The organism is Cedecea sp. Ae19-4 (genome assembly GCF_059801165.1).
Genome location: NZ_JBCHWG010000001.1, coordinates 1,000,893 through 1,027,310 on the forward strand (window position 1 = coordinate 1,000,893; position 26,418 = coordinate 1,027,310).

Annotated in this window: 30 protein-coding genes; 14 read left to right on the forward strand and 16 right to left on the reverse strand. The window is 54.3% G+C overall.

The genetic code is table 11. The annotated features are described in order from the left end of the window. The first annotated feature begins 55 nt into the window (after positions 1-55). Positions 56-856: an AraC family transcriptional regulator gene (locus tag AAIE02_RS04775; RefSeq protein ID WP_336707992.1), complete on the forward strand. Its 801-nt coding sequence runs from the start codon at positions 56-58 to the stop codon at positions 854-856. On the opposite strand, the gene AAIE02_RS04780 is transcribed toward AAIE02_RS04775, so the two are convergent. Continuing rightward, positions 846-1,484, reverse strand: a complete 639-nt coding sequence (locus tag AAIE02_RS04780) for a methyl-accepting chemotaxis protein (RefSeq protein WP_498532074.1) — start codon at positions 1,482-1,484, stop codon at positions 846-848. The genes AAIE02_RS04775 and AAIE02_RS04780 overlap by 11 nt on opposite strands. 12 nt (positions 1,485-1,496) lie before the next feature. Then, positions 1,497-2,381 (reverse strand): hypothetical protein, encoded by an 885-nt coding sequence (locus AAIE02_RS04785; RefSeq protein ID WP_498532075.1) that lies wholly within the window; start codon positions 2,379-2,381, stop codon positions 1,497-1,499. A 294-nt stretch (positions 2,382-2,675) separates the two neighbouring features. Here AAIE02_RS04785 and AAIE02_RS04790 point away from each other — a divergent pair, with 294 nt between their 5' ends. Genes AAIE02_RS04790 through AAIE02_RS04805 form a run of 4 tightly spaced genes read left to right on the forward strand, consistent with a single transcriptional unit; the run spans position 2,676 to position 5,793 of the window. Next, complete coding sequence (locus tag AAIE02_RS04790; protein ID WP_498532076.1) at positions 2,676-3,533, forward strand: ABC transporter substrate-binding protein; 858 nt, start codon at positions 2,676-2,678, stop codon at positions 3,531-3,533. A 1-nt stretch (position 3,534) separates the two neighbouring features. Further along, positions 3,535-4,353: an amino acid ABC transporter ATP-binding protein gene (locus tag AAIE02_RS04795; protein ID WP_498532077.1), complete on the forward strand. Its 819-nt coding sequence runs from the start codon at positions 3,535-3,537 to the stop codon at positions 4,351-4,353. Continuing rightward, on the forward strand, positions 4,350-5,108 hold the full coding sequence (locus AAIE02_RS04800) for an amino acid ABC transporter permease (protein ID WP_498532078.1): 759 nt from the start codon (positions 4,350-4,352) through the stop codon (positions 5,106-5,108). Before AAIE02_RS04795 ends, AAIE02_RS04800 begins: the two co-directional genes overlap by 4 nt. After that, positions 5,098-5,793: an amino acid ABC transporter permease gene (locus AAIE02_RS04805; protein ID WP_336982503.1), complete on the forward strand. Its 696-nt coding sequence runs from the start codon at positions 5,098-5,100 to the stop codon at positions 5,791-5,793. Before AAIE02_RS04800 ends, AAIE02_RS04805 begins: the two co-directional genes overlap by 11 nt. On the opposite strand, the gene AAIE02_RS04810 is transcribed toward AAIE02_RS04805, so the two are convergent. Next, positions 5,774-6,220 carry a DUF441 domain-containing protein gene (locus tag AAIE02_RS04810; RefSeq protein WP_498532664.1) on the reverse strand — a complete coding sequence of 149 codons (447 nt, stop codon included), beginning with the start codon at positions 6,218-6,220 and terminating at the stop codon, positions 5,774-5,776. The genes AAIE02_RS04805 and AAIE02_RS04810 overlap by 20 nt on opposite strands. Positions 6,221-6,370: 150 nt before the next feature. Between AAIE02_RS04810 and yoaI the strand changes: the two genes are divergently transcribed. Continuing rightward, positions 6,371-6,475, forward strand: a complete 105-nt coding sequence (yoaI, locus tag AAIE02_RS04815) for a small membrane protein YoaI (RefSeq protein ID WP_336982504.1) — start codon at positions 6,371-6,373, stop codon at positions 6,473-6,475. Here yoaI and AAIE02_RS04820 read toward each other — a convergent pair whose 3' ends face one another. Continuing rightward, complete coding sequence (locus tag AAIE02_RS04820; RefSeq protein WP_166993962.1) at positions 6,476-6,979, reverse strand: YbaK/EbsC family protein; 504 nt, start codon at positions 6,977-6,979, stop codon at positions 6,476-6,478. It lies immediately after the preceding gene. Between the two features lie 93 nt (positions 6,980-7,072). On the opposite strand from AAIE02_RS04820, the gene AAIE02_RS04825 reads away from it, so the two are divergent. After that, positions 7,073-7,876, forward strand: a complete 804-nt coding sequence (locus AAIE02_RS04825) for a phosphotransferase family protein (protein ID WP_336708004.1) — start codon at positions 7,073-7,075, stop codon at positions 7,874-7,876. Here AAIE02_RS04825 and AAIE02_RS04830 read toward each other — a convergent pair. Next, positions 7,873-8,319, reverse strand: coding sequence for an NUDIX hydrolase (locus AAIE02_RS04830; protein WP_336708006.1), 447 nt, complete (start codon positions 8,317-8,319; stop codon positions 7,873-7,875). The genes AAIE02_RS04825 and AAIE02_RS04830 overlap by 4 nt on opposite strands. Before the next feature lie 104 nt (positions 8,320-8,423). Between AAIE02_RS04830 and AAIE02_RS04835 the strand changes: the two genes are divergently transcribed. Beyond that, the gene (locus tag AAIE02_RS04835; protein WP_008456684.1) at positions 8,424-8,849 is read left to right on the forward strand and encodes a GNAT family N-acetyltransferase; all 426 of its coding nucleotides are present in this window, start codon (positions 8,424-8,426) and stop codon (positions 8,847-8,849) included. Between the two features lie 52 nt (positions 8,850-8,901). Here AAIE02_RS04835 and AAIE02_RS04840 read toward each other — a convergent pair whose 3' ends face one another. The 3 genes from AAIE02_RS04840 to ycgZ all read right to left on the reverse strand — a co-directional run bounded on the left by AAIE02_RS04840 (position 8,902) and on the right by ycgZ (position 9,905). Continuing rightward, positions 8,902-9,180 carry a biofilm development regulator YmgB/AriR family protein gene (locus AAIE02_RS04840; protein ID WP_034808453.1) on the reverse strand — a complete coding sequence of 93 codons (279 nt, stop codon included), beginning with the start codon at positions 9,178-9,180 and terminating at the stop codon, positions 8,902-8,904. 37 nt (positions 9,181-9,217) lie between these two features. Continuing rightward, positions 9,218-9,496 (reverse strand): hypothetical protein, encoded by a 279-nt coding sequence (locus tag AAIE02_RS04845; RefSeq protein WP_336708010.1) that lies wholly within the window; start codon positions 9,494-9,496, stop codon positions 9,218-9,220. Between the two features lie 160 nt (positions 9,497-9,656). Then, positions 9,657-9,905, reverse strand: coding sequence for a regulatory protein YcgZ (gene ycgZ / locus AAIE02_RS04850; RefSeq protein WP_336708012.1), 249 nt, complete (start codon positions 9,903-9,905; stop codon positions 9,657-9,659). 307 nt (positions 9,906-10,212) lie between these two features. On the opposite strand from ycgZ, the gene AAIE02_RS04855 reads away from it, so the two are divergent. The 3 genes from AAIE02_RS04855 to AAIE02_RS04865 all read left to right on the forward strand — a co-directional run bounded on the left by AAIE02_RS04855 (position 10,213) and on the right by AAIE02_RS04865 (position 13,409). Further along, positions 10,213-11,403 carry an EAL domain-containing protein gene (locus AAIE02_RS04855; RefSeq protein WP_166993970.1) on the forward strand — a complete coding sequence of 397 codons (1,191 nt, stop codon included), beginning with the start codon at positions 10,213-10,215 and terminating at the stop codon, positions 11,401-11,403. Between the two features lie 129 nt (positions 11,404-11,532). Further along, positions 11,533-12,261 carry a MerR family transcriptional regulator gene (locus tag AAIE02_RS04860; protein ID WP_336708014.1) on the forward strand — a complete coding sequence of 243 codons (729 nt, stop codon included), beginning with the start codon at positions 11,533-11,535 and terminating at the stop codon, positions 12,259-12,261. Positions 12,262-12,659: 398 nt separating this feature from the next. Further along, complete coding sequence (locus tag AAIE02_RS04865) at positions 12,660-13,409, forward strand: SDR family oxidoreductase (protein ID WP_498532079.1); 750 nt, start codon at positions 12,660-12,662, stop codon at positions 13,407-13,409. A 125-nt stretch (positions 13,410-13,534) separates the two neighbouring features. Here AAIE02_RS04865 and AAIE02_RS04870 read toward each other — a convergent pair whose 3' ends face one another. Both AAIE02_RS04870 and yeaG read right to left on the reverse strand, forming a co-directional pair. Further along, a complete protein-coding gene (locus AAIE02_RS04870; RefSeq protein WP_039292166.1) occupies positions 13,535-14,818 on the reverse strand; it encodes a YeaH/YhbH family protein in 1,284 nt (427 codons plus the stop codon). Positions 14,819-14,889: 71 nt separating this feature from the next. Continuing rightward, positions 14,890-16,824 carry a protein kinase YeaG gene (gene yeaG, locus AAIE02_RS04875; protein WP_008456669.1) on the reverse strand — a complete coding sequence of 645 codons (1,935 nt, stop codon included), beginning with the start codon at positions 16,822-16,824 and terminating at the stop codon, positions 14,890-14,892. A gap of 424 nt (positions 16,825-17,248) precedes the next feature. Here yeaG and AAIE02_RS04880 point away from each other — a divergent pair, with 424 nt between their 5' ends. After that, positions 17,249-17,995 (forward strand): MipA/OmpV family protein, encoded by a 747-nt coding sequence (locus AAIE02_RS04880; RefSeq protein ID WP_008456668.1) that lies wholly within the window; start codon positions 17,249-17,251, stop codon positions 17,993-17,995. A gap of 98 nt (positions 17,996-18,093) precedes the next feature. Here the strand turns inward: AAIE02_RS04880 and AAIE02_RS04885 are convergent, their stop codons facing one another. Together AAIE02_RS04885 and gapA are read right to left on the reverse strand one after the other, a co-directional pair. Continuing rightward, positions 18,094-18,984, reverse strand: a complete 891-nt coding sequence (locus AAIE02_RS04885; protein WP_498532080.1) for a D-hexose-6-phosphate mutarotase — start codon at positions 18,982-18,984, stop codon at positions 18,094-18,096. Between the two features lie 83 nt (positions 18,985-19,067). After that, a complete protein-coding gene (gene gapA, locus AAIE02_RS04890) occupies positions 19,068-20,063 on the reverse strand; it encodes a glyceraldehyde-3-phosphate dehydrogenase (protein ID WP_008456666.1) in 996 nt (331 codons plus the stop codon). A 344-nt stretch (positions 20,064-20,407) separates the two neighbouring features. On the opposite strand from gapA, the gene msrB reads away from it, so the two are divergent. Both msrB and AAIE02_RS04900 read left to right on the forward strand, forming a co-directional pair. Then, on the forward strand, positions 20,408-20,821 hold the full coding sequence (gene msrB, locus AAIE02_RS04895) for a peptide-methionine (R)-S-oxide reductase MsrB (RefSeq protein ID WP_008456665.1): 414 nt from the start codon (positions 20,408-20,410) through the stop codon (positions 20,819-20,821). A gap of 39 nt (positions 20,822-20,860) precedes the next feature. After that, positions 20,861-21,142, forward strand: coding sequence for a YeaC family protein (locus AAIE02_RS04900; protein ID WP_008456664.1), 282 nt, complete (start codon positions 20,861-20,863; stop codon positions 21,140-21,142). Positions 21,143-21,189: 47 nt separating this feature from the next. Here the strand turns inward: AAIE02_RS04900 and chiD are convergent, their stop codons facing one another. From chiD to sppA, 4 genes are all read right to left on the reverse strand, one after another. Continuing rightward, the gene (gene chiD / locus AAIE02_RS04905) at positions 21,190-22,464 is read right to left on the reverse strand and encodes a chitinase ChiD (protein ID WP_498532081.1); all 1,275 of its coding nucleotides are present in this window, start codon (positions 22,462-22,464) and stop codon (positions 21,190-21,192) included. Between the two features lie 204 nt (positions 22,465-22,668). Further along, on the reverse strand, positions 22,669-23,304 hold the full coding sequence (pncA, locus tag AAIE02_RS04910) for a bifunctional nicotinamidase/pyrazinamidase (RefSeq protein ID WP_498532082.1): 636 nt from the start codon (positions 23,302-23,304) through the stop codon (positions 22,669-22,671). A 9-nt stretch (positions 23,305-23,313) separates the two neighbouring features. Further along, positions 23,314-24,330: an asparaginase gene (ansA, locus tag AAIE02_RS04915; RefSeq protein WP_008456661.1), complete on the reverse strand. Its 1,017-nt coding sequence runs from the start codon at positions 24,328-24,330 to the stop codon at positions 23,314-23,316. Positions 24,331-24,427: 97 nt separating this feature from the next. Further along, positions 24,428-26,278, reverse strand: a complete 1,851-nt coding sequence (sppA, locus tag AAIE02_RS04920) for a signal peptide peptidase SppA (protein WP_498532083.1) — start codon at positions 26,276-26,278, stop codon at positions 24,428-24,430. Positions 26,279-26,418 lie beyond the last annotated feature (140 nt).

A 26,418-nucleotide genomic window follows, 5' to 3' on the forward strand; every position in this document is an offset into this window, starting at 1 on the left:
TGCCTTTTTACGAATCAAGCTAAAATGACAGATTATCGCTAAATTCGGACATGCTATGGAACGTGACCTGGATCTCGAAGGGTTTGACCCGGACAGCATCGTGACGCCCGCGCTGGCGTTTCGCATTCGCGCCGCGCAAACCTATAACGAAAAGCCCATCCACACCCATCGAAAAGGACAGCTGATCCTGGCGCTCCACGGCGGTATCACCAGCGAAGTCACCAACTCGATGTGGATGGTGCCGCCGCAGTATGCGGTTTGGGTGCCGGGGAAAATGCCACACAGCAACCGGGTGACGGCGGACGCGCGGCTCTGCTTTTTGTTTATTGAACCGGAGGCGGTCGCCATGCCGCAGGAATGCTGCACGCTGAAGATCTCGCCGCTGGTGCGGGAACTGATCCTGCGCCTGTCCAACGTTCCCCATGAATATCTCGAATGTGCGCCCATTCAACGGCTGGTGCAGGTGCTGTTTGATGAGCTGCCTAATCAGCCGGTGGAACAGCTCCAGCTACCGATCTCCTCACACCCCAAAATACGTGCGATGGCGGACAGCATGGCGAAAAACCTGAAGGAGAAGAAAACGCTGGCCCAGTGGGCGGACGACATGGCGATGAGCGAGCGTAATCTGGCCCGACTGGTGGGGAAAGAAACGGGGCTGAGTTTTCTGCGCTGGCGGCAGCAGATGCAGCTCATCGTGGCGCTGCGGTATTTGATAAGCGGGATGACCGTGCAAAACGTGGCGGAGTCGCTGGGGTACGACTCCACCACGGCGTTTATTACCATGTTTAAAAAGGCGCTCGGCACCACGCCAGGGCGTTATTTAAGCACCCTGGGCGGGGACGATTTTACAGACTAGCCAGCTTAAACTGGGACACGGCGGTATTCAGCTCATAGGTCTGCGCCAGCAGCGATTCGGCCGCCTCGGAGGCCTGATTCACCATCGCCGCGTTTTGCTGGGTGGTGACATCCATCTGGCTGATGGCCGTGCTGACCTGCTCAATGCCGCTGCTTTGCTCATCGCTGGCGTGGGTAATCTCCACCATCAGCGCAGCGACGCGCTTCACGTCCTGCACCACGGTGTTGATGGTCTTGCCCGCTTCGTTTACCAGTCTGCTGCCGCTGGCGACCTGATTCACCGAGTCTTCAATTAACTCTTTAATTTCTTTGGCCGCACTGGCGCTGCGCTGGGCCAGGCTGCGCACTTCGCCGGCAACAACCGCAAAACCGCGCCCCTGGTCACCGGCTCTGGCGGCTTCTACCGCCGCGTTCAGCGCCAGGATGTTGGTCTGGAAGGCGATGCTGTCGATAACGCCGATGATATCGGTGATTTTGTTGGCGGAGCTTGAAATGCCGTCCATGGTTTCCACGACCTGGGCCACTACCGCGCCGCCCTGTTCCGCGCTTCTCGAGGCGGTATTGGCCAACTGGCTGGCGCTTTGGGCATTCTCTGCGTTTTGCTTCACCGTGGCGGTCATCTCTTCCATCGACGACGCCGTTTACTCCAGCGCGCTGGCCTGTTCTTCGGTGCGAGAAGCCAGGTCAATATTGCCGCTGGCAATCTCGCTGGAGCGGGTGGATATCTGGTTGCTGCTTTCGTGCACCAGATGGATGACCATGGTGAGCTGCTGGCACATGGTTTCCATCGCGGCCATGACGCTGCTTCTGTCGCCGTCGCGCACTTTCACTTCTCGGGTGAGATCTCCGCAGGCCACGGCGTTGGCAATCTCGGCCACTTCACTTGGCTCGCCACCCAGTGAGCGGAAAATCGTGCGGTGAACCCACCAGCCGACAACCAGCAGCAGCAACACGGCGGCACCGGAACCGATCAGCTGCCATTGCGTGGAGTTAATGCTGCTGTGTTGGGCTTTTTCTACCGCGTTATCGGCATACTCGGCGGAGGCTTTAACGAAGGATTCAATGCCTTTCTGGTGGGCGAAAAAGTCTTTATCGGCCGCTTTCAGCTTTTCAAACAGCGGCGTCGGGGCGCCCGAACGAATAAGCTCCACCAGGTCATTGGCATCTTTGATCATTGCCATCCCGGCCTGGTATTGTTCCCCGAGCAGATTCTGCTGCAGCTCAGGTGGCAGGGCGGCCTTCCAGTAATCAACGCGCTGGTGCCATTGCGCGCTGAGGCGCTTAATTTCGGCATCGGCCTGATCGACGCTCAGCGTGCCTTCCACCACGCGCGAAAGCACCAGCCGCAGTTCAATCAGGTAAATCGGTGCGGGCTTGATGTCAGACATCAAATCCTTTGCCAGCAGGCCGCTTTCGGTGCTTTGGGCGCTTCGGTGGCTGCCGTAGAGTGAAATGGCGGTAACCAGGGCGGACATCAAAATCGAACAGCAAATTAATAGCAACAAATTGTGAGCCAGTGATTTCATTTTGCCTCTCCTATTATTTGAAAAGCTTATCGGCCCAGGAGAAGGGAAACTTTTTCACCAGATCTGAAAACTAGCGGGTGAGTCACAAATTTATGCCATAAATCGCCAATTTTTTATTTTTAAAATAATCACTTAACTCAATTATTTGTTAAATCTATAAGTAAAAGATTTAACGCAGAATTAACTAATATGTTTTCTGCATATGCAATGCAGGATTAAGCATTGGCGAGGGAAAGGCGCTTGTGCGAGCGTAAAGGCATAGCTCGCTCACAGACGGGATAACAAGGAAAATCAATGGCACAGGTAAAGGCTTTAACGTACACAACTTCACACACAACAGCGCAACGTAAATTAACGCTCTCTGCTTTGGTTCTGGCCCTGTCCGGCCTGGCCTCCGCCGCGGTTCACGCAGACCAGTTGGCGGATATTCAAAAAGCGGGGGTGGTTAAAGTGGCCACTTTTGACGCAAATCCACCTTTTGGCTCTGTAGATGCTAAAACGCACGATATCGTGGGCTATGACGTTGATTTCGCGAAAGCACTGGCTAAATCTCTGGGCGTTAAGCTTGAGCTGGTGGCCACCAACCCGGCGAACCGTATTCCGCTCCTGCAGTCCGGTAAGGTCGACCTTATCGTGGCGGATATCACCATTACGCCGGAACGCGCCCAGGTGGTGGATTTCTCTACCCCTTATTTTGTGACCGGGCAGCAGTTCCTGGTCCCGGCTTCCGGGCCGGATAAGCTTGAGGATTACGCGAAAGGGCGCGTGGGTGCGGTGAAAGGCACCACCGGAGAACAGGCGCTGGTGCAGCGTTTCCCGTCAATTCGAGTGCTTTCTTATGATGATATCCCGCTGGCTTTTACCGCGCTGCGCAACGGTAACGTCCAGGCGATCACTCAGGACAGCACTATTCTTGCCGGGCTGCTGGCCGAAGCGCCGGATAAGGCGAAGTTTAAAATTCTGCCGGACTTGCTGAGCAAGGAAGAGATTGGCGTTGGCGTGAAGAAAGGGGAACCTGCCCTTTTAAAAGCGGTTAACGACGAGCTGGTGAAGCTGGAACAAAGTGGCCAGGCAGAGCAAATCTACAGCGCCTGGTTTGGCCCCGACAGCAAAACCCCGCAGCCGCGCAGCTTTAAAATTGTAGCCAAATAATATGTTTAAACGACCGCCTCTTTTGTCCGCAGCTTCGGCTGCGGATTTTTTGCATCTGCAGTCCGCCAGCGTTGAATTTCGCAAAGCGAGTAAAAATTATGGTGAAACATCCGTCTTGCGCGAGATAGACCTGACTATCGCGGCCGGAGAAGTAGTGGCGATTTGCGGCCCGTCCGGTTCGGGGAAATCGACGCTGATACGGCTCATCAACCAGCTCGAAACCCTCAGCGATGGCGATATTTTTATCGATGGCAAACCCACCCGAGCGCTGAATAACAGGACGCTGCGCCGCCTGCGAAGCCGAATCGGGTTTGTGTTTCAGCAGTTTAACCTTTACGCCCACCTGACGGCTGAACAGAACATTACGCTGTCGCTAACCCACGTTCACGGCTGGAAGCGTGAGGCGGCGCATGAGCAGGCTCTGGCGCTGTTGGCCCGAGTCGGCCTCGCAGACAAAGCGCAGCACTATCCGGCGCAGCTTTCAGGCGGGCAGCAGCAGCGCGTGGCGATTGCCAGGGCGCTGGCGTCATCGCCGCAAATTATCCTGTTTGACGAACCGACTTCGGCCCTTGACCCGGAGATGATCGGTGAAGTTCTGCAGGTGATGAAGGATCTCGCCCACAGCGGCATTACCATGATTGTGGTCACGCATGAGATGCAGTTCGCGCGTGAAATCGCCGACCGAGTGGTGTTCATTGACGGCGGAGCCATTCTCGAGCAGGAGGCCCCGGCGCAGTTTTTCCGCTCGCCGCAGCATCCCCGCGCCCGTCGTTTCCTGCAAAAGGTACTCGACCCGCTACATGCCGGGGCCGAATCATGAACAGCTACTTTGACTGGGCGGGGGTGTTAAGTGGAGCACCGCGAGCCTGGCTTATCTCCGGTTTGCTGACCACCGCGTGGGTGACGTTCGCCGGGATAATCATTGCGACGCTGTTTGCCGTGTTGTTGCTGGGTCTTCGGCTCGCCGGTGGCCGGACGGGACGCTATTTCACGGCAAGCTGGATCTCCATTTTTCGCAATACGCCTTTGCTGGTACAGCTGCTTTTCTGGTATTTCGCGGCGTGGAACGCGCTGCCGCAGAGCTGGCGCGGCTTTATTAATGACGATCACAGCTGGTCTCAGCTGCCCGGCGGCGTCTGGTGGCTGACGCCGGAGTTTCTCTGCGCGGCGTGGGGGCTAGGGGTTTTCACCTCGGCATTTTTGGTGGAGGAGATCCGCAGCGGGTTGCAGGCGGTGCCGAAGGGGCAAACCGAAGCTGCACTTTCTCAGGGCTTCTCTGAGTGGCAGCTTTTTCGCACCGTGCTGCTGCCCCAGGGCGTGGTTAACGCCTGGCAGCCGGTGGTCGGGCAATATCTCAACCTGATGAAGCTCTCCTCGCTGGCCACGGGCATCGGCTTTGCCGAGCTCACCAGCCAGGTGCGCCGTATCGAAAGCTACAACGCCCATGCGTTGGGCGCTTTTGCCGCAGGCACGGTGCTTTATCTGCTGCTGGGACTGGCGATGAGCGGGCTATTTACACTCTTTGCGCCGGGGAAACGCGGGTTACGTAAACCGGAGGTACAGCATGATCGCTAACATTTCGGTTATTACGGACAACCTCGATTATTTGCTGTGGGGAAGAATGGCTCAGGGCGAGCCGGGCGGCGTGTTGCTAACGCTGATGATGGCCGTGGGCGCTGGCGTGCTTGCCCTGGGGCTGGGGTTATTGCTGGCCTGTGTCGCCTGGCGCTACGGCGGTATTGTGCGGCGGGTACTTTTCATTTGGGCCGATTTGATCCGCGGCATTCCGCTGATTTTTGTTATCTTCTGGCTCTATTTCCTGCTGCCCGCCATTACCGGGCGTGATTTACCGGGGCCGTTAACCGTCACGCTGGCGCTGGCCTGGTTTACGTCTGCGGCGGTGATGTACACCACGCTGGCGGCGCTGAATGCGCTGGCGAAGGGGCAAAATGAGGCGGCGGTTGCCGGCGGATTTACGCCATGGCAAACGCTGAGGTTAGTGCTGTTGCCTCAGGCGCTGCGCAACGCTTTACCGTCGTTTGCCGGGCTGTTTATCTCGCTCATCAAAGACACGTCGCTGGCGTTTATCGTCAACGTACCGGAGCTGACAACCGTGGCCGGGCAGGTTAACAGCCGGGTACAAATTTACCCGGCGGCCATTTTTATCTTTACCGGTCTGGTTTATTACCTGCTGTGCAGCGCGCTGGCCTGGCGCATTCACCGTTGGCAGCGGCAGGAGGCTACTGCTTACCCACAATAAGGGAAACCAGCCCGGCGGCGATCAGCGGCCCGACCGGCACGCCACGGAACAGGGCGACGCCAAGGACGGTGCCAACCAGCAGACCGCCTACCAGGCCTGGCTGACTGCCCATCAGCGTCACGCCGCGCCCGCCGAGCCATGAAACCGCAATCCCGACGACAATCGCCACCAGCGATTTCCAGTGGGTGAAAGAGTGGAGCAGGTTGCTGGCGGGCAGGGTGCCGCTGGCTATCGGGGCCATCACGCCGATAGTCAGAATAATGATCCCCACCGTCAGGCCCTGTTTCTCAATCCACGGAAAAAAGGTGTTCAGCGGGGTGACGCGCACAATAATCAGCACGAGGATGGAAACCGCGACGGTGGTGTTATGGCTGACAAAACCTAATCCCGCCAGCGCCAGAAGGATCAAAAGTGTGGGGTCAAAAATCATGATATATCCTTGCCAAATAAGAGGTTTTTAACTTTTATTGTTGTGGCGAATGGCCGACAGTGATTCTGTGGCCGTTCATCATTCTGTCATTTTTGCGGTCAATAATTGAACGATATGAAAGCGAGCAATGGCTTGCGGGAGAAAAGGATGGGCGATCCAGCGTTTTTCGACACGATTTGCATCACTGCCGCGTTCCTCGGGATCGCTTCGGTATTGGTGCTGTCTGTCCTTTATCTCGAACGCCTCGGGTAGCTATTCGGGGCGGTGAAAATTGACCAACTCCGGGCGCGCAATGCGCAAATAATCCTGCGTATCCATCACCACTGACTTTTCCAGCAACCCTGCATTGAAGGCAATCTCTGAAAAACGCTCGAAAATAGACGGGTCGGCCACCAGCCGGAGCTGAGCGTGAAAGCTGAATGGCGGGATAGCGCCAAACACACATCGCGTTAACTCATCTACTTCCGCCGGGCTTGCCAGCGACGCTTTCAGGCCGCCCAGATGCTGCGCCAGCAGGCTCAGATCCGCCTGTTTGTCCGCCGCCAGAATCGCCAGCACGTGCAGCTTGACGCCGTTGCCTTTGACTTTGCAGACCAGCGCTTTTGCGCCCTGGCCAAGTTCGGTGCCACGGATTGCCGAGACTTCTTCACATTTCCCCGCCGCGACATGTTTTACCACACGGTAGCGGGCCTGCTGTTGCTCGAGTAAATCGATAAGTTGCTGATGGACGTCTTCGCCTTTTGCGTGGGATGTCATTGCACTGCCTCTTGTCGTCTTTCTAAGTCTCTGCTTTGAATTTTCATCCTATCGCGATAATAGTTATCTGACATGCAAAAATTCGGGCAAAAGATGGCTAATAATGTACTGACGCAGATGGGAAATGCCCTCGTGCGTGAATGCGTTTTTCAGGGAAAACCTGCTGTTGAAAAGCGAGATGCTTCCGAGGTTGAACTCGATTTTTATCAGCACCACGCCTCCGTGTTCAGGGCGGAGGGACCTGGCATTCCCGACGTTTATTCCCTTAACCGCCAGGCACGACGGCTGATCATCGAATTTATCCCGCAGCCTTGTTCACTGGAAACGCTGACTGCCGACCCCGATTTGTATGAAAAGCTGGCGTTGCTCCATCATTGCCAGATGAAACCCTCAGGGACATTCAGGCGGCATCAGTGGAGGGATGAGCAAATGGCGTTGGCATTAAGCCTGCTGAAATTGCCCCCGGAGCTCGAAGCAGTTTTGCATTATTTCAAAGCTCAAAGTGATGTGCTTTTCGAGCCGCAGCAATGGGTGTCGGGGGATTCAAATGCCGGAAACTGGGGACGCCGAGCCGGGAGAGAGTTGGTTTTATTTGACTGGGAGCGCTTTGGCCGTGGGAGCCCGGCGATAGATTTGGCGCCTCTGATTAAAGGAATGGGGGAACCGGCCAGTATTCACCTCATGGTAGCGCGATATCAACAAGTGGCACCTCAGTGGTCGAAGTCACGCCTGACGCGTCATGTGCTTTTGGCTAAAGCCTGGCTGGTGGTAGAAGTGCTGAATCTTCTTTCCCACAGACACCCGCAAATGTTAACCCGGTATCTTGAGTGGTATCAGGCTAACTTGCCGGCCTGGTTGCCACAGGCCCAGCATGTATGGCGCTCTACGTTCGCTTAGCTTAGCCAGCCGTATTCGGAATAAATCTCGCCGTTGATAATAGCGCTGATGGCTTGTTTAACATAGGGCACGGTGTTCTCCGGCAACTGCCTGATATTTACCCATAGCAGATCAGAATGCTTATTCGGCTCGGCGATATAAGGCTCGCGCTGCCAGTCTGAACAGAGAAAGAAGTGGCCCATCCACGAACGATCTTCGGTTTTAACGTGCATCAAGTGAACTGACCTGAGGGCTTCGGTCTCAATGATCACCCCCGTCTCTTCGTGGGCTTCTCTGGCTGCGGCATTAAGCAGCGTTTCACCGCTTTCAAGACCGCCTGCGGGCAGGCTATAGAAGCCGTCCATCCAGCCGGTGTTCGCTCTGCGGATGAGACAAATTTCGTCTCTGCGGCGCAGGACAACAAATACGGCGACGGAAAGCCGATAGCGTTCTCTTTTCATCATTTTAGACTCTTGTTTTTACGGTCTGTAAATATATACAGTGTTGTCGGCCAGGCTCAACGCAAGAACTGGTAGGGTGATAAGGGGCAATGTCAGTGAGGTATGCGATGTCGGGTTTCAAACTAGAAATTTCTGATCAAATCAGCGAGGAGTATTCGCTGCCCATCGAAGCGGGGCTCGGTGAGTTTAACGATGCGATGAGTGGGATAAACGATCGCCAACCGCTGGCGGTTGTGGTTCGCAGTTCCGAGAGTGGGAAAGTTGTTGGTGGGATGTTGGGGCGTTCGTCCCTCGGTGTACTGTTTATCGATCTGTTTTATTTACCGCCTGAGTTAAGAGCGCATGGATTAGGCAGCGAGATCCTGAGGACGTTTGAAACAGAAGGGCGCAGGCGCGGCTGTGTGGCTGGTTTTTTATATACCATCAGTTTCCAGGCTCCGGACTTCTACCGCAAGCATGGCTGGGAGGCATTTGGCAAAATTGACTGTTTACCCGAAGGCACCAGCCGATATTTTATGAAGAAAACGCTGTAATTCAGAAACAATAAAGGCCGGTTCTGGCCGGCCTTTATTGTTTGCGCAGGCCTTAAATATCGTCCACGGTATGGCCCACAACAATCTCTAAAGCATTGCGATAAACGTCGCACATGACGACGTCTTGAGTCGTTTCCAGGGCGTCAACCAGCCAGATAATGATCGCTTTATTGGAAACGCTCTTATTGGCAGCCAGAATGGCGGTGACGGCCTGACTGATGGCAGCATTTTCCTCTGCGTGTCGGTCTGCTGTGCTTCTTATAAAGTCGGATAATGCGTGGTCTACGATTCCGGTATGCATTGCAGAGGGATTAGAAATTAGCTGTGTCATAGTCATTCACCGTTTTTCAGTTGTTGGCCATGGGCCGCTAGTGGACATTATTTTCGTTAAGCCGTTGAGTCTTAACTGCGCCTGAAAGCGCTTTTTTTTCTGTCTTTCCTGTCAGACTCTGGGAAATATTCCCCTCGATTTCAGCGATAATTTTCTGTAGCGCGTTACGTCGCCGTACTTCTTGCTCCGATATAAACATCGCTTCTAACCTGGCAACTAAAGCGCGGGTATTAATTGCGCTGTTGCTGTTCAGTAACGACAGCGCTGCTTCGCCGATAATCTCGTCCGTTAATTTTTCATCGTCGCTTCTCTTCACTTCGTTACTCCTGATTTCTTCGCCGGGGGTTAAATACCGCTGGCATGAAGTCATTTGCCGGAGTCTGAGAATGAGGAAAATTCAGCATTTATACTTCAAGGTGACTCTCCCACCAGGGAGCGTACGCATTACTCTGATTGAACTCCGGGCTGGTTATTCGCTAGCGAGTAAAAAGCATGCCCAACAGAGCCTGATAGTGTTTTTCTTCTTCCGGTTCAGAAACGCGGTCGAGTCGCGAGAGCAATTTGGTACAGATCGCTTTTCTGTTCAGATTGCGGCCATCGCTGAGAATTTCGAGCACAATTTGCCCCATTGTTTCCTGCTGAGACGGCGGCACAACGCGGCTAAAATAGCGCGCAATGTCATTTTCTACGCTGTTCTGACCTGGTGTAAAAGTGTCCTGTCGCATAAGTTGCTCCTGTAAATTCACACGTTGCAAGATGTTAACTAAGTTATGCAATTGCTATAAAAACTGTACACAAAGGTGTATTAGTTTGCCTGTTATTTTTTAACTAAAAATGCTAATCTTTATTTATCAATTGGTTATAATTTAAATTTTTTAACTTATCGATACGTAAATTTGTACATTTTGACTAAAGGTAAATGGCGAGCAAAACATTCCATGTTGTTAAGTTGTTTAGACTTTGTTGAGTATGTGGCGACGTCAGGACGGGGATCTGTTAAGTTACTCCCTTAACCTTTCGCTGGAACCCGCCATGCTCACGACAGTTATTTACCGAAGCCACATCCACGCCAGCACGCCGTTTGAGGTTTTGGAGGCGATGGTCTCCGCGGCAAATGCAAAAAATATTGACGCTAATGTGACGGGGATCCTGCTATTCAACGGCAGACATTTCTTTCAACTCTTGGAAGGCCCGGAAGAGAGCGTGCAGAAGGTTTATCACGCTATTTGTAAAGACGATCGCCATCACAACATTGTTGAATTGCTCTGTGATTACGCCCCGGCCCGCCGCTTTGGGCGAGTGGGCATGGAGCTTTTTGATTTAAGAGAGCACGATAAAAACGATGTCTTGCAGGTCGTTCTGGAAAAAGGGACTAGCCGATATCAACTGGCTTACGATGACCGGGCCTTGAGTTTTTTCCGGACCTTCATCGAATCGACGGAAAAAGAGAACTATTTTGAGATCCCTCCGGGTGATGCGTGGGAATTTATTCTCGATGCGCCGACTCATTCGGCATCAAGTCCACAAACGCTGCATAAAAAGATAGTTTTTCAACCGATTGTCGACCCAATGGCTCGTACTGTCGCGGCAGTAGAGGTGTTAGCCACGGAAGCTAATTCAGCGCCAGAGGAAGGGGGCGATGTTTACCTGGCTGAACTGCTGAACGCGAAGGCCGCTTTCACCGCAGCATGCGCCGCTAATATTGGCGTGCAAACGCTATGCATCAATCTGCTGCCGATGACGCTGGTCATGATTCCTGACGCCGTGGAACAACTGCTGGCGGATATTGAGGCGAACGGGCTTGTTCCCGAGCAGGTGGTTATTGAGTTTACCGAAAGCGAAATCATGCCGCAGATGGATGCGTTTACCGACGCTATCAGGCAGCTTAAATCGGCCGGTATCAAGCTTGCGATTGATGATTTTGGCGTCGGCTTTGCTGGGCTACAGCTGCTGGCACAGTTTCAACCTGAAAGGCTGAAAATTAACCAGTCGCTGATTCGGGGCATTCATAAAAGTGGGCCACAGCAGGCGATTATCCAGGCCATAATCAAATGCTGCGCCTCCCTTGAAATTGCGGTTTCAGCCACGGGTATTGAGCAACCGGAAGAGTGGATGTGGCTCGAGGCGGCCGGTATTTCTCACTTCCAGGGGAGTTTGTTTGCTAAACCCTGCGGGCACGGCGCTTTCCGTATTGCCTGGCCGGAGCGTAAAGCAGAGTTGTGATATCTGCCGCGTGTCGTGCCTCAAAGGCATCAGATTTCACTTGTACAACTCGTAAAAAAATTGTACACATTGAACAGATTGAGTGATGTTTCAATGGAGACGTGGGATCTGTGTACGGGGAGGGACACTATGGCCTATTACACTATCGGTGATGTAGCAGAGCGATGTGGTATCAACCCGGTCACCCTGCGAGCCTGGCAGCGCCGCTACGGCTTGCTGAAGCCCCAGCGTAGCGAGGGGGGGCATCGCCAGTTCGATGATGCGGATATTCAGCGCATCGAAGAAATCAAATACTGGATGAGCAAAGGCGTTTCCGTAGGCAAAGTGAAAGCCCTGCTGGAGCGCAGCCACGTGCCGGAAGAGCAGCTGTGGGTAACGCTGCAAGAAGAAATGATGCTTCTGGTCAGGAAAGTTAATCCTGGAAAGCTGCGTGAGAAGATTACTTCTCTCAGCCGGGAGCACAGCGCAGACTTACTGATTGATAACCTTTTGCTGCCCGTGAGGCAAAAACTTAGCCAGGATGAATCCACGGCTTTGTTGATGCGCAGCCTGCTGGATGGCGCGTTGATCTGCCATTGTGCCCAGAGCCTGGCGGCGGCGCAGAACCAAAGTTTGGGCGACATCCTGCTGATTGGCTGGCAGACGGACGATCGGGCTGCGTTATGGCTGGAGGCGTGGCGCCTGTCCCGCAGAGGCCTGACCGTGAACGTATTTGCCGAGCCGGTGGATACGTTGCGTCCGGAGCTTTTCCCCGGGCAGCATATTTTCCTATGGGCGGGAAAGACGTTATCGACAGCCCAGCAGGAACAGCTGCTTCACTGGAAACAGTGGGGATACGACATTGAGCTCCATCAATAAGCAGGCGTCAGCCTGATTCAGGTTATTCCCCCGTTTTCTTTTCTCTCAGGGATAAAAAGCCGGTGAAGCGCCGGCTTTAAGCTTTTCCTTATCCGCTGCAAACCGATTCGTTTCAGGTACACCTTTCAACGTGGGATAGCCTTAAAAACATCCAAAACGCCTTCTCCAAATGTTGAAGGCTTGTCATTTCGCGCACCCTATCCGGTTTTGCCGGGCCCGCCATAACGCGTTTATCCATCAATAAGTTAATTAAAAAGCAAGAAACAGAGTTTTTATGGCATAGCCTGGACATAGGCTTACGGATAAGCCGCTGAAATCAAACGGCGACACGCATCAAGAAAATGAACAGAAAGATTCAAAATGAGTTTCGGAATCTCATTAATGAAATGGGGAAAGTGATGAAATTACTTGAAGGTAAAGTCGCTGTGATTACTGGCGCCTCGGAAGGTATTGGACGGGCTGTTGCTATTTTGTTTGCTCAGCATGGCGCTTCGTTGATTCTGAATGCGAGGAGTCAGGCACCGCTGGATGCGCTGGCGGCGGAGCTTCGTTCCGTTGGCAGTGATGTCAGGATTTTTGTCGGGGACGCAGGCGAGGAGCAAACGCATGCTTCAATCGCCGCCCTGGCTGCTGATGCATTCGGCGGTATCGATATTGCGGTCAATAATGCCGGTACAACGGGCACTATCCGTCCACTGGCAGAGATCACCCCTGACGAATGGCAGCATACGCTGACCGTTAACCTGACAGCGGGTTATTTCGGTGCCCGGAGCCAGATCCCGTTGATGCTCAAACGAGGTGGGGGTTCTCTTATTTTTATCTCCAGTTTCGTCGGTACCAGCGTAGGTCTGCCGGGAATGGCCGCATATGCGGCAGCTAAGGCCGGGCTGATGGGGCTGGTGAAGGGGCTTACCGCAGATTATGCCGGGCAAGGCATCCGTGCCAATGCCTTACTGCCTGGAGGAACGGAAACCCGAATGGCTGGTGATGAGCATCAGAAAGCCTGGGCTGCGGGGCTGCATGCGTTGAAACGTCTGGCACAGCCGGAGGAGATAGCCAGCGCGGCACTGTTTCTGGCGAGTAATATGTCGAGTTTTGTGGTTGGTTCAGCCTTGTTTGCTGACGGGGGAAACGCTGCGGTTAAATAGGAAGCCGCTTGAACATGACTTTTTGAGTGTCGGGCGATTTCTTAGAAGGCACTGAATGCATGAACCTGTTGCCAACTGAATCCGTTTGGCAACAGGTTTTCATCGTGCAACTTACTGATTTTTAACTAGCTATGAGAGTCTGAAGTCTGTTTTTGGAACAGTTCCCGGAACACAGGATAAATATCATCCTGATCCCGGATGTGCTGCATCGCGAAGTTCTCGAAAGTGGCCTGCAGATTTTCGTATTCCCGCCACAGGGTCTGGTGCGCCCGGCGGGTGATTTCGATGTAGCTGTAGTAACGCACCACCGGCAGCAGTTTTTTCGCCAGGATCTCATGGCACAGCGGCGAATCGTCTGCCCAGTTGTCGCCGTCCGAGGCCTGCGCGGCGTAGATGTTCCACTGCGCCGGATCGTAGCGCTCCTGCACGACTTCATCCATCAGCTTCAGGGCACTGGAAACAATGGTCCCACCGGTTTCCTGTGAGTAGAAGAACTCGTGTTCGTCCACCTCCTTCGCCTGGGTATGGTGGCGAATATAAACCACCTCCACGTTTTTATAGGTCCGGCTCAGGAACAGATAGAGCAGGATATAAAAGCGCTTGGCCATGTCTTTTGTCGCCTGGTCCATCGAACCGGAGACGTCCATCAGGCAGAACATCACCGCCTGGCTGGAAGGTTCCGGGCGCTTCTCGTAGTTTTTGTAGCGGAGATCGAAGGTGTCGATAAACGGCACGCGGGCAATTTTTTCCCGCAGCTCTGCAATCTCTTTGCGCAGGCGTTCCTCTTCCAGCAGTTGAGCGGGTTCGCTGCGGCTGACGGTGTCTAGGGTCTCTTCGAGTTCGTGTAGCAAACGGCGTTTACCCGCGCTCATTGCCGTACGGCGAGCCAGCGAGTTTTGCAGCGAGCGAACAACGCTGATATTGGCCGGGACGCCGTTAGAGGTGAAACCTGCGCGATGGGATTTAAATTCGGTGATCTGCCGGTGCTGGTTACGTTTCAGGTTCGGCAGCGCCAGATCCTCGAACAGTAAGTCGAGATATTCATCTTTGGAGATCTGGAACACGAATTCATCCTGGCCTTCGCCGTCCTGGCTTGCCTGACCCTGGCCGCTTCCACCGCCGCCGCCTCCGCCCTGCGGGCGCTCAATGCGGTCGTTTTGTACAAAGTGGTCGTTGCCGGGATGGACGCGGTGGCGCAGGCCACCGCGACCCTGATGAAACATCGGTTCGTTGATATCCTCAATGGGGATGGACACGGATTCGCCGCTGTCCACGTCGGTCACCGAACGCTTGTTGATGGCCCCGGAAATCGACTGTTTGATCTGCGCCTTATAGCGGCGCAAGAAGCGCTGGCGGTTGACCGCGCTCTTGTTTTTGCCGTTAAGCCGCCTGTCTATGAAGTAGGCCATAGTTCCCCCAACTGCTTATGCCAGGTGCGCAAACAGGCCACGCCGCCCGGCGTGACCTGCATGAAACTCCCTTAAGAAGACTTACGGACCCGCAGATACCATTCACACAGCAGGCGAACCTGCTTGCGGGTGTAGCCTTTCTCCATCATCCGATCGACAAAATCATCGTGTTTCTTCTGCTCGTCGGTGGAGGTTTTGGCGTTGAACGAGATAACGGGCAGCAGCTCTTCGGTGTTCGAGAACATTTTCTTCTCGATAACCGTGCGCAGCTTCTCGTAGCTGGTCCAGTTTGGGTTACGACCGTTATTATTGGCCCGGGCACGCAGCACGAAGTTGACGATTTCATTGCGGAAATCTTTCGGGTTGCTGATCCCGGCCGGTTTTTCAATTTTCTCCAGCTCCGCGTTCAGGGATTCGCGGTCAAACAGCTGGCCGGTATCCGGGTCGCGGTACTCCTGATCCTGAATCCAGAAATCAGCGTAGGTGACATAGCGGTCAAAAATGTTCTGGCCGTACTCTGAGTAAGACTCTAGATAGGCGGTCTGGATTTCTTTGCCGATAAATTCCGCATATTTCGGAATCAGGTAGCCTTTGAGGTACTCCAGGTATTTCTCTGCCTGATCCTGCGGGAACTGCTCGCGTTCGATTTGCTGTTCCAGCACATAGAACAGGTGCACCGGGTTAGCTGCCACTTCAACGTGGTCAAAGTTGAACACGCGGGAGAGGATTTTAAAGGCGAAGCGCGTCGAGAGCCCGTTCATGCCTTCATCGACCCCGGCGTAGTCCCGATATTCCTGGTAGGACTTGGCTTTCGGATCGGTGTCTTTCAGACTTTCGCCGTCATAGACGCGCATTTTCGAGTAGATGCTGGAGTTTTCCGGCTCTTTCAGGCGCGACAGGATAGAGAAGCGAGAAAGCGTTTCCAGGGTGCCCGGGGCGCAAGGCGCGTGGGACAGTTCGCTGTGGTTGAGCAGTTTCTCGTAGATTTTGATCTCTTCCGAGATGCGCAGGCAGTAAGGCACCTTGACGATATACACGCGGTCAAGGAACGCCTCGTTGTTTTTGTTATTGCGGAAGGTGACCCACTCGGATTCGTTCGAGTGCGCAAGAATAATCCCGTTGAACGGCAGGGCAGAGATGCCTTCCGTGCCGTTGTAGTTGCCTTCCTGAGTGGCGGTCAGCAGCGGGTGAAGCACCTTGATGGGCGCTTTAAACATCTCCACAAATTCCATGATGCCCTGGTTGGCCCGGCACAGCGCCCCGGAGTAGCCGTAAGCATCCGGGTCGTTTTGCGCGTGGTGTTCCAGTTTGCGGATATCCACTTTACCGACCAGCGCAGAGATATCCTGGTTGTTCTCATCGCCGGGTTCGGTTTTGGCAATCGCAATCTGCGCCAGAATGGACGGCCAGACTTTCACCACGCGGAATTTGGTGATGTCGCCGCCAAATTCGCTCAGGCGTTTGGCTGCCCACGGCGACATGATGGTGCCGAGGTAGCGGTTAGGGATGCCATATTCTTTTTCCAGAATGGAGGCGTCTTCCTGCGGGTTAAACAGGCACAGGGGGTGGTCGTTGACCGGGCTACGTTCGCCGTTGGCGCTCAGCACGTAAATAGGCACGCGCTGCATCAAGGCTTTCAGGCGCTCGGCCAGGGAAGATTTACCGCCGCCCACCGGCCCCAGCAGATAGAGAATTTGTTTCTTCTCTTCCAACCCCTGAGCCGCGTGTTTCAGGTAGGCCACGATCTGTTCGATAGCCTCTTCCATGCCATAAAACTCTTCAAACGCCGGGTAACGGGCAACCACCCGGTTTGAAAAGAGACGGGACAGCCGTGGCTCTGTGGCAGTGTCTACCATCACTGGCTCACCAATGGCCGTCAATAGCCGTTCTGCCGCATTCGCGTAGGCACTGCGATCTTGTTTACAGATAGCAAGAAATTCCTGCAGTGTGAACTCTTCGTCCTTGGCAGCTTCATAACGCTGGCGATAGTGATCGAATATATTCATGGCATGCCGTCCTTTCGTTTTTAGCACAGGTTAAAGAGCCGTTGGTATGTGTAATAGAGGCTCCCCGGAAGACGTCTGCTAAATGAACAGCAACCCTTGTGCCAGGTTGATACCGGGCGCTCACGCCGCCGTCTCAGCGTTTCACCTTCCTAAAATAAAGCGTAGATGGCATTTGCAAAACTTGCATACGGCCAACGCTCAATTTCAATGACATATCAATAACTCATCCTAAAAATTTCGTATTTGAGATAAGCGACAGTGTTTGCTTTCATCTGGCTGACATAAAGCTGAAAATCCGCCGTCATCTGATTGCGGGAAGCTAAAAAGTTGGTTGAAGGTTGTGACTAAGTAAATTATTTGGGATGGGAGCCAAGGGCGGTTACACTTCCTGCGCTGATTATTTGATTAAAGGACTGAAAGGATTGTGACCAAATTCAAAATTCTCGCATTAGGCGTACTGTTAGCCTCTTCCGTTACCGCTGCGCACGCAGAGGGCCCATGGTCTATCGGTGCGGGGGCGCTGGTTTCGCCAAACCCTTACAAAGGTGACCAGAACCGCGTCTATCCGGCGCCTCTGCTGGGCTATGAAGGTGACAATTTCTACTTCCGCGGGTTCAACGCGGGTTACTACTTGTGGAATGACCAGGCCGATAAGCTGTCCGTCACCGCCTATTATTCGCCGCTGCATTTCAGGCCGAAAGACAGCAATTACGACAGCATGCGCGCGCTGGACTACCGCCATTCTACCGTGATGGCGGGCCTGTCCTGGGTGCATAACACCGACTATGGCTTCCTGCGTACCGTGCTGGCCGGGGATATCCTGAACAACAGCAACGGCATCACCTGGGATACCGCCTGGCTGTACCGCTACAACGCGGATAGCCTGACGGTCACGCCGGGGATTGGTGTCGTGTGGGACAGCAAGAATCAAAACGACTACTACTACGGCGTGAGCGGCAAGGAGTCCAACCGCAGCGGCCTGAACGAGTACGACGCGGGTAACAGCTGGTCACCGTACGTTGAGCTGTCCGTCAACTATAAGCTGAACGCCGACTGGAACGTGTTCGGTATGGGCCGCTACATGCGTTTGTCCAAAGAAGTGACCGACAGCCCAATGGTCGACAGCAACTGGACTGGTGTGCTGCTGACGGGCGTGAACTACAGCTTCTAATAGGTGCAATCAGTGCACTAAAACGGGGCGCTTGCGCCCCGTTTGCTTTTTAATGGGGCAGAGGTTGACGGCCTTTGCCCTAAGCTGGTGAAAGTCGCTTAGCCTTTCTTCGCCACGCTGATGGTCTGGCTCAGACGGGTCGGTTTTTCCGCGCTGGCTTTCTGTTTTTTAGATGCGCAGGCGGTTTCTACGCAGACGAAGGTTTTGTAGCCGTCGTCCGGCATATCGCCCATCGAAACGGACAGCGCCGGGCCTGGGTTCCAGCCCACCACGTTGTGATGATGGTGATGAACCACGTTCAGGGTGCGCTTCAACTGGCTGGCATCATGAATGACGCTGCACTCTTCCGGCTCCAGATAGAGACGATCGGTGCGGTCAGGGAAGGTTTGTACGCCGTCGGTCAACTGGCCCGGGGCTTCATTCAGCACTTTATCGATATACGGATTACCCAGGCCGCTGACCTTCACATCTGCGATGTCGCCGACGTTGAAGTAGGTGTGCAGGGCAGAGGTAGTTTCGAACTCACCGTGTGCTTCCAGCTCGATTTCACAGGTTTTGCCCAGCTTGAAGCGGGCATACAGCGTGAATTCATGCGGCCACAGCTTCAGCGTCTCGGCATTGTTATGCAGCTCAAAGGTCAGCACCACGCCGTTGGCGTCTTCATTGTGCGCGCTCAGCGTCCACGGCTGGTTGCGGGCAAAACCGTGCGCCGGCAGGCCTGGCTGCTCCGCCGGACCAAACCACGGCCAGCAAATAGGCACACCGCCGCGCAGCGCTTTGCCTTTATGGAACGGGGTGATGTCGCTCAGCCACAGCACCTCATCTTCACCGGCAGGCTGCCAGGAGAGCAGGTGTGCGCCCTGAAGTGCGAAAGATGCCCGAACCTGGGGGTGATCAACGACGATGACGTCCAGCTCATCGTGTACGCGGCGGGTAAGCACAGGGGTAATTTGTTCGACGACCGGAAGTGCAAAAATTTTATTAATCATTTCTTTTTTCCTTAGTCCTGGTGATTTGAGGCAAAAAAAAGAGCGACCGAAGTCGCCCTTTAGGATCAGGTTCTCATCTCAACTTATTTGGAGATGTGAGCGATCAGATCCAGTACTTTGTTGGAGTAGCCAGTTTCGTTATCGTACCAGGAAACCAGTTTCACAAAGTTGTCGTTCAGTGCGATACCAGCTTTAGCATCAAACACGGAAGTCAGTACTTCGCCGTTGAAGTCGGTAGACACTACGTCGTCTTCGGTGTAGCCCAGAACGCCTTTCATTGCGCCTTCGGAAGCAGCTTTGATTGCTTTCTTAATTTCTTCGTAAGAAGCAGCTTTTTCCAGACGAACGGTCAGGTCAACAACGGACACGTTAGGGGTAGGAACGCGGAACGCCATACCAGTCAGTTTGCCTTTCAGCTCTGGCAGTACAACGCCTACAGCTTTAGCAGCACCGGTAGAAGAAGGGATGATGTTCTGAGCTGCGCCGCGGCCGCCGCGCCAGTCTTTGTGAGACGGGCCATCAACGGTTTTCTGAGTTGCGGTGGTAGCGTGAACGGTAGTCATCAGGCCTTCAACGATACCGAAGTTGTCGTTGATAACTTTAGCCAGTGGAGCCAGGCAGTTGGTGGTGCAGGATGCGTTGGAAACGATGTCCTGGCCTGCGTATTTTTCGAAGTTAGCACCGCGAACGAACATTGGGGTGTTGTCTTTGGAAGGACCAGTCAGAACAACTTTTTTCGCGCCAGCAGTGATGTGCTTACGTGCGGTTTCGTCAGTCAGGAACAGACCTGTTGCTTCAGCAACAACGTCAACGTTCACTTCGTTCCACTTCAGGTTAGCCGGGTCACGTTCTGCGGTAACACGGATAGTTTTACCGTTAACAACCAGGTTGCCGTCTTTAACTTCTACAGTACCGTTGAAACGACCGTGAGTTGAGTCGTACTTCAGCATGTAAGCCATATAGTCAGCGTCTAACAGGTCGTTGATTGCAACGATTTCGATGTCAGAACGTTCCTGAGCAGCACGGAAAACGATACGGCCGATACGACCAAAACCGTTGATACCTACTTTGATAGTCATAGTATTCCACCAGCTATTTTTTAGTGAATAAAAGGTTGGCTGTAAAATTACAAAAACCTTACGCAGCGTCAAGCGGAATCGTGTCAATCATTGCGACAAATCAATCCTGTGACCAGGGTTTGTACGACTGAACGCCTCACGCTTCCTTTTGGGCTTAAATCCAAATGGGGACGATGCGGGGGATTTTAAACGCCAGTCCCAACAATAATGTGATTCACGTCACGCTTTGTGCCGTGCCAGAATTTCAGGGCTAAGTTTAGAACAAAAAGCAGCACGGTGTTGTTAATTTTTTGTTAGAATGGGGCCGTGAGCTGTCCCAATTGAACTGACCGAGATGTACACCTATGTCTAATCAATTACCCCCTGATTCAAATAAGAAAAACCTCAGCGAAATGCAATACTACGTGACCCAGAAGCACGGCACTGAACCGCCGTATTCAGGGCGTTTACTGCATAATAAGCGTGACGGGATTTATCACTGCCTGGTGTGTGAGGCCCCGCTGTTTCTTTCGGAAACAAAATACGACTCAGGCTGCGGCTGGCCAAGCTTCTACGAGCCTGTCAGCCCCGATGCCATCCGCTATCTGACCGATAATTCCCACGGCATGGAACGCGTTGAAATCCGCTGCGGCAGCTGCGACGCGCACCTGGGCCATGTGTTCCCGGATGGCCCGCAGCCGACCGGGGAGCGGTATTGCGTTAACTCGGCCTCGCTGAGCTTCACCGACGGGCAAAATGGTGAGCAGGTTGAGGGTTGAAGAATCGATTCAGCTAATTATTCTGCGACGGGGTGCCCAATGAGCAATCTGGATGAGATGTTGAGCGTGATGACGCCGGAGATTTATCAGCGCCTGGCGACCGCGGTCGAGCTGGGAAAGTGGCCTGATGGCGTGGCGCTGACCCAGGAGCAAAAAGACAACAGCCTCCAGCTGGTGATGCTGTGGCAGGCGCGCCACAACACGGAGGCGCAGCACATGACTATCGACACCAATGGCCAGATGGTGATGAAGAGCAAACAGCAGCTGAAAGCGGAGTTTGGCATCGAGCCTGCGCCGTTTGTAACGATGAAGCTGCAGTAAACAAAAGGGAGACTCACTGGTCTCCCTTCGTTTTTCTGCGTTAACCGCTATTTAGCGTGATCGATGCCCAGTGACTCGGCGAGCTGTTTCGCCAACTGGTTGTTGTCATCCGCGCCGTATTCCCAGAACATCGCGCCGCCCAGCCCCTTCTCCTTGATGTACTCGGCTTTGATTTTCACCGAGCGCGGATTCTCATAGGAAATGGCAAACAGCGGTTTACCTTCAGCAGACTTCAGCGTCAGGTACGGCACCTTCGCGTCGTCATCCCACTCTTCGGTGAAGCGCTTCTGCGGGTCGTTCAGCATTTTCTTCACCAGGTCGTTGTATTTGACGTAAGTGTCTTTCGTCAGATCCACGCCCAGCGCGGTTTTAAACAGCTCCAGCTCACGCTCGCCGAAGTAGGGCTGTGTGACCGGGTTTTTCTGCGCGTCGGGTTTTGACCAGTCAATGCCCGGCTCTACGGCACGCTTAGGTACGCGGCCATAGAAGCCGATGCCGAGGTTCATCTGCGCTGGTTTCAGCCCGGCTGCGAGATAGTTATTTACTACGAAATCAGCGCTGTACTTGTCGGCTTCGGCCACGGTCGGCCACTTTTTCGAATCATAGAGATTCGAGTTGAAGTACTGCGTACCGTACGCCATGTCGTAGGTCATCAGGTTGATGTAGTTCAGCACCGGCGCAATGGCTTTCACATCAACCCAGCTTTTCGGGCTTTCGGCATTGGCCCCGACGGCAATGGTAACCAGTTTTTTGTCGCCCACGGCTTTGCGCAACTCTTTCAGCAGGGCGGTGAAATTATCCCGGTCGGCGTCCAGCTTATCCACCAGGCCCCAGGCGCCATTTACCGGGAACTCCCAGTCAAGGTCGATCCCATCCAGGCCATATTTGTCCATCACTTCCTGCACCGAGCGGATAAACACCGCGCGGTTTTCAGGCGTTGCTGCTGCGGCAGAGAAACCGCGAGCCCCCCAGCCACCAACGGACAGCAAGATTTTCAGCTGTGGATTCTGTTTCCGCAGTGCCGGCAGGGTTTCAAGGTCGGAGACAACTTTCGGGGAAAGATAGATTTGATGCAGTTTTGACGAATCTTTCAGCGCTGCGTTGGTTTCGCCTTTCTCGTCGTTATAAATCAGGCCAAAGGAGTAATTGAGGTGGGTAATCTGGCGAACATCAAGCTTATTGATATCCCCCCCGGGACCGGCAGTGACGTCGCCACCGCCGTTGAAGTAACCCACGGAAAGCAAAGATTCAGCCTGCGCAACGCCGCTGCAGGCGAGCGTCACCGCGGCCACCAGCGGTAACATTTTACGTGTGAATGACATAATGATTCCTCTTTGACGGGCACAACATAAAAGCTCCCCGGCCACGCTTAACAGACGAAAACGGCGGAAAGCGAAATCAGCTAACGTGCTGAATAAATTCACTGAATATGATTATGAGAGCGCTCCCAGGTGAGGGCGAGCAAAAAAAGCGTAGAGTGTGAGCGGAATCGATACAAAAGTGCGGGGCGGGGGCCGCCCCTACAATTATTGGCAGGTAAAATCGGCGAAGGTCATTAGCGTGGCGCCTTCAACCGCCATCTCCTGGAATGCCTCCAGGCTGCTCTGGGGCCGCAGGTTCACGCCGCGACAGCCATCGGTGATGACTATCACTTCATAACCCAGCTCCAGCGCGTCCAGCACGGTAAATTTCACGCAGAAATCCGTTGCCAGCCCCAACACCACCAGGCTGCGGATGTCGTGCGCGCGCAGCCAGGCATCCAGCTCGGTTTGCTGCCGATGGCCGTTATCGAAAAACGCGCTGTAGCTGTCGATAGCCGGATTTTGGCCTTTATAGACGATCTTATCGACGCCGGAAGCCTTCAGCAGCGGGTGAAGTTTCGCCCCTTCGCTGTTCTGAATGCAGTGATCGGGCCACCAGGTTTGCGCCAGGCCGTCGAGCATGCCCTCAGAAAAAGATTCAGTGCCTTGCGTACTGGCGAAACTTCCGTGCTTTGCCGGGTGCCAGTCTTGAGTGGCAACCACGTTTTTACCGCGGGCGTTAAACAGTTCGATAAGCTGGTTAGCGACCTCAACGGTGCTGTCACCTTCCGGGACCGCGAGCGTGCCACCGGCACAAAAATCGTTCTGCAAATCAATCAACAGCAAAGCACGTCGCGCCATTGGCGTTCCTTATTCGTCGGGGGTGAGTTCACCACGCAGGTTGCACGACATGGCATCACGGATCGCCTGGGCATCCAGACCCTGGCTCAGCAGATAGTGAAGCTTGGTTAACGTCGCTTCCACCGTCATATCAAAGCCGCTGATAACGCCCGCCTGCGCCAGCGCGTTGCCGGTCGCATAGCCGCCCATGTTCACTTTGCCGGACATACACTGCGTGAGGTTAACCACCACGATGCCGCGCGCGCTAGCTTCCTGCAACTCTTTAATGAACGCGCCCTGCTGCGGGGCATTACCCACGCCGTAAGAACGCAGGATCAGCGCCTTGACCGGCTGACGCAGGAAGTTGCCCACGACGTCGGCAGAAATGCCTGGATAGATGGTGACCACGCCAATCGGCTGCGGCGTGATCGGGTGGACAATCAGTTCGCCTTCGCCGTGCGGGGCCGGCGGCGTATTCAGCTTGCGGATGTGGATCCCGGCTTCCAGCAGCGGCGCAAGGTTAGGTGAAGCAAAGGCATCAAAGCCGTCGGCATGGGCTTTGGTGGTGCGGTTCCCGCGATAGAGACGATTGTTGAAGAACAGCGTCACTTCGTTGATCGGGTAGTTGGCCGCCACGTACAGCGAATTAAGCAGGTTGATTTGCCCGTCAGAACGCAGCTCCGCCAGCGGGATCTGTGAACCCGTGACGATCACCGGCTTGCTGAGGTTCTCCAGCATGAACGAGAGCGCCGAGGCGGTAAACGCCATGGTGTCCGTGCCGTGGAGGATCACGAAGCCGTCATACTCGTCGTAGTGGGCTTTGATGTCGTCGGCGATGTGCTGCCAGTCTTCAGGCGTCATGTCCGAAGAGTCCATCAGCGGATCGTATTCGTGGATCGTGAAGTCCGGCATTTCCGGGCGGTGGAATTCAGGCATCATCGCCAGCTGGCGCTGAAGATGGCCGGAAACAGGAATGTAGCCGTGTTCAGAACGCTGCATCCCGATAGTACCGCCGGTGTAGGCAACGTAGATAGATTTCTTTGGCATAGTTTTGCTCGAGGCTTTCGATATTTGCGGCAGAGTATAGAGAGGATGACGGAAAAAAAAAGCCCGGTTTAACCGGGCTTTGATTCATTTGAGTAAATTAACGCACATCGCCGCAGGTGAGGCAGAAGGCGTAACGGTTTTGCGGATCGTTCATGGTGCCGAATTTGTCATTCTGGGCCTTGACCGCCAGCGCGGCATCCGCCAGTGGCGCTGGCAGGTAAGCCTGAATGGCCTGCGGCAGCGCGGCGCGTACCGAGCCGGTCATGGCGTTAAAGACCATGTCGGTGAAGGTCGCGTCATCCTGCCAGAACGCCAGGTGCCAGCTTTTCAGCTTCGCCAGCTCGGCGGCTTTGGCCACGGCGTCGTCAAAGTCACCCAGGCTGTCCACCAGGCCGTTGGCTTTGGCATCTTCCCCGGTCCAGACGTGGCCCTGAGCAATCTGATCGATTTGCTCCGGCGTTTTCTTACGGGACGCCGCCACCAGGCCAATAAAGCGCTTGTAGCCGTTATCGATGCTGAGCTGCATCATCTGCTGTACTTCAGGCGGCAGTTTCTTGGTCACGGCCACGTCGGCCAGCGGCGACGTTGATACGCCGTCGGTATGCACACCAATCGCATCGAGGGTGTTTTCTACTGTGTTGATGACGCCGAAAATACCAATCGAGCCGGTCAGCGTGCTTGAGTTGGCGATGATGTAGTTCGCCGGGGTGGAGATCCAGTACCCGCCGGATGCCGCCATGCCGCCCATGGAAACCACAATTGGCTTCCCGGCTTCACGCGCAGCCACAAGCTCTTCACGGATGGTTTCGGACGCAGTGACGCTGCCGCCAGGGCTGTTCACGCGGAAGACGATGGCTTTCACCTTCGGATCCAGACGCGCTTCACGGATCTGCATGGCCGTAGTATCGCCGCCGACCTGGCCCGGGGTTTCTTCCCCGTCCATGATCGCGCCGTTGGCGAAGATCACCGCGATGGCATCACCTTGCTCAGACGGTTTTTTCACGCTGTAGTCGTAAATACTGGTGTAGCTAAAGTCTTTGTTGGCTTTGCTCCAGCCGAACTGCTTCACCAGTGCTTTGTCTACAGCAGCACTGCTCGCCAGTTCGTCCACGAGTTTATTGTCCAGGGCATATTTAGCGGTATCGCCACCTAACTTCTGCAGATTATCCAGCAGCGCCTGAGCGCCGGGGAAAGCCTGCTGAGCGGTGATCTGGCGGTTGGCCGCGATGGTGTTCAGGTAGTTTTGCCACAGCTCGCCAATCCAGCGGCTGTCCGCGTCGCGCGCGGCAGGGGACATATCGTCGCGGATATACGGCTCAACCGCTGATTTGTAAGTGCCGACGCGGAAGACGTGGGTCGAGACCTTCAGCTTATCCAGCAGGGTTTTGTAATACAGCGCGTTGGTGGCAAACCCGTGCAGGTCAACCATGCCCTGCGGTGAGAGCCAGATTTTATTGGCAAAGCTTGCCAGGTAGTACTGACTCTGGTTATAGCTGTCGCCCATGGCATAAACCGGCTTGCCGCCGTCGCGGAACTCGCGCAGCGCTTTACCGATGTACTGCATTGACGGCTGGTCGGCACCGGCGAAATCTTTCAGATCCAGCACGATGCCGGTGATATTGCGGTCATCTTTCGCCTGACGAATGGCGTCGACGATGTCGAACAGGGAATTCTCCTGCAGACGGTCAGAGCTGGCGCCCACCAGCTGGCGGCCAATCACGCCCAGCTTATTGCTGACCGACGGTTTGTCTACCACCACGCCGGTGATATCCAGCAGCAGCGCCCCGCGCGCAGGTTCTGCAGGCGTGCTTTTTACCTGCATCCAGATGCCGACTCCGACCAGTATCAGTAGGATAAGGAACAAGTTGAGAATAAATTCCCGAATAAAATTAAGCAGACGCCAGGTCCACTTAAAAAAGCCGCTAATAAATCGCCCAATGGTGCGCATGTTTTCTCCATAACCTTCAACAGGGGTATTACCCGCACGCCGCAATGAAGCTGGCTAAAGCGGCGAAAGTAAAGGCTATCCTAAAGAGAGGGCGAGGAAATGTCAGCAGGAAATCGGGGCGGCGCTGTAACAAAAACTAC

Excerpts from the sequence above, each read along its gene's own strand:
- AAIE02_RS04775 (WP_336707992.1), top strand. The coding sequence starts at position 56 with ATGGAACGTGACCTGGATCTCGAAGGGTTTGACCCGGACAGCATCGTG.
- AAIE02_RS04780 (WP_498532074.1), bottom strand. The coding sequence starts at position 1,484 with ATGGAAGAGATGACCGCCACGGTGAAGCAAAACGCAGAGAATGCCCAA.
- AAIE02_RS04785 (WP_498532075.1), bottom strand. The coding sequence starts at position 2,381 with ATGAAATCACTGGCTCACAATTTGTTGCTATTAATTTGCTGTTCGATT.
- AAIE02_RS04790 (WP_498532076.1), top strand. The coding sequence starts at position 2,676 with ATGGCACAGGTAAAGGCTTTAACGTACACAACTTCACACACAACAGCG.
- AAIE02_RS04795 (WP_498532077.1), top strand. The coding sequence starts at position 3,535 with ATGTTTAAACGACCGCCTCTTTTGTCCGCAGCTTCGGCTGCGGATTTT.
- AAIE02_RS04800 (WP_498532078.1), top strand. The coding sequence starts at position 4,350 with ATGAACAGCTACTTTGACTGGGCGGGGGTGTTAAGTGGAGCACCGCGA.
- AAIE02_RS04805 (WP_336982503.1), top strand. The coding sequence starts at position 5,098 with ATGATCGCTAACATTTCGGTTATTACGGACAACCTCGATTATTTGCTG.
- yoaI (WP_336982504.1), top strand. The coding sequence starts at position 6,371 with ATGGGCGATCCAGCGTTTTTCGACACGATTTGCATCACTGCCGCGTTC.
- AAIE02_RS04820 (WP_166993962.1), bottom strand. The coding sequence starts at position 6,979 with ATGACATCCCACGCAAAAGGCGAAGACGTCCATCAGCAACTTATCGAT.
- AAIE02_RS04825 (WP_336708004.1), top strand. The coding sequence starts at position 7,073 with ATGGCTAATAATGTACTGACGCAGATGGGAAATGCCCTCGTGCGTGAA.
- AAIE02_RS04830 (WP_336708006.1), bottom strand. The coding sequence starts at position 8,319 with ATGATGAAAAGAGAACGCTATCGGCTTTCCGTCGCCGTATTTGTTGTC.
- AAIE02_RS04835 (WP_008456684.1), top strand. The coding sequence starts at position 8,424 with ATGTCGGGTTTCAAACTAGAAATTTCTGATCAAATCAGCGAGGAGTAT.
- AAIE02_RS04840 (WP_034808453.1), bottom strand. The coding sequence starts at position 9,180 with ATGACACAGCTAATTTCTAATCCCTCTGCAATGCATACCGGAATCGTA.
- ycgZ (WP_336708012.1), bottom strand. The coding sequence starts at position 9,905 with ATGCGACAGGACACTTTTACACCAGGTCAGAACAGCGTAGAAAATGAC.
- AAIE02_RS04855 (WP_166993970.1), top strand. The coding sequence starts at position 10,213 with ATGCTCACGACAGTTATTTACCGAAGCCACATCCACGCCAGCACGCCG.
- AAIE02_RS04860 (WP_336708014.1), top strand. The coding sequence starts at position 11,533 with ATGGCCTATTACACTATCGGTGATGTAGCAGAGCGATGTGGTATCAAC.
- AAIE02_RS04865 (WP_498532079.1), top strand. The coding sequence starts at position 12,660 with ATGAAATTACTTGAAGGTAAAGTCGCTGTGATTACTGGCGCCTCGGAA.
- AAIE02_RS04870 (WP_039292166.1), bottom strand. The coding sequence starts at position 14,818 with ATGGCCTACTTCATAGACAGGCGGCTTAACGGCAAAAACAAGAGCGCG.
- yeaG (WP_008456669.1), bottom strand. The coding sequence starts at position 16,824 with ATGAATATATTCGATCACTATCGCCAGCGTTATGAAGCTGCCAAGGAC.
- AAIE02_RS04885 (WP_498532080.1), bottom strand. The coding sequence starts at position 18,984 with ATGATTAATAAAATTTTTGCACTTCCGGTCGTCGAACAAATTACCCCT.
- gapA (WP_008456666.1), bottom strand. The coding sequence starts at position 20,063 with ATGACTATCAAAGTAGGTATCAACGGTTTTGGTCGTATCGGCCGTATC.
- msrB (WP_008456665.1), top strand. The coding sequence starts at position 20,408 with ATGTCTAATCAATTACCCCCTGATTCAAATAAGAAAAACCTCAGCGAA.
- AAIE02_RS04900 (WP_008456664.1), top strand. The coding sequence starts at position 20,861 with ATGAGCAATCTGGATGAGATGTTGAGCGTGATGACGCCGGAGATTTAT.
- chiD (WP_498532081.1), bottom strand. The coding sequence starts at position 22,464 with ATGTCATTCACACGTAAAATGTTACCGCTGGTGGCCGCGGTGACGCTC.
- pncA (WP_498532082.1), bottom strand. The coding sequence starts at position 23,304 with ATGGCGCGACGTGCTTTGCTGTTGATTGATTTGCAGAACGATTTTTGT.
- ansA (WP_008456661.1), bottom strand. The coding sequence starts at position 24,330 with ATGCCAAAGAAATCTATCTACGTTGCCTACACCGGCGGTACTATCGGG.
- sppA (WP_498532083.1), bottom strand. The coding sequence starts at position 26,278 with ATGCGCACCATTGGGCGATTTATTAGCGGCTTTTTTAAGTGGACCTGG.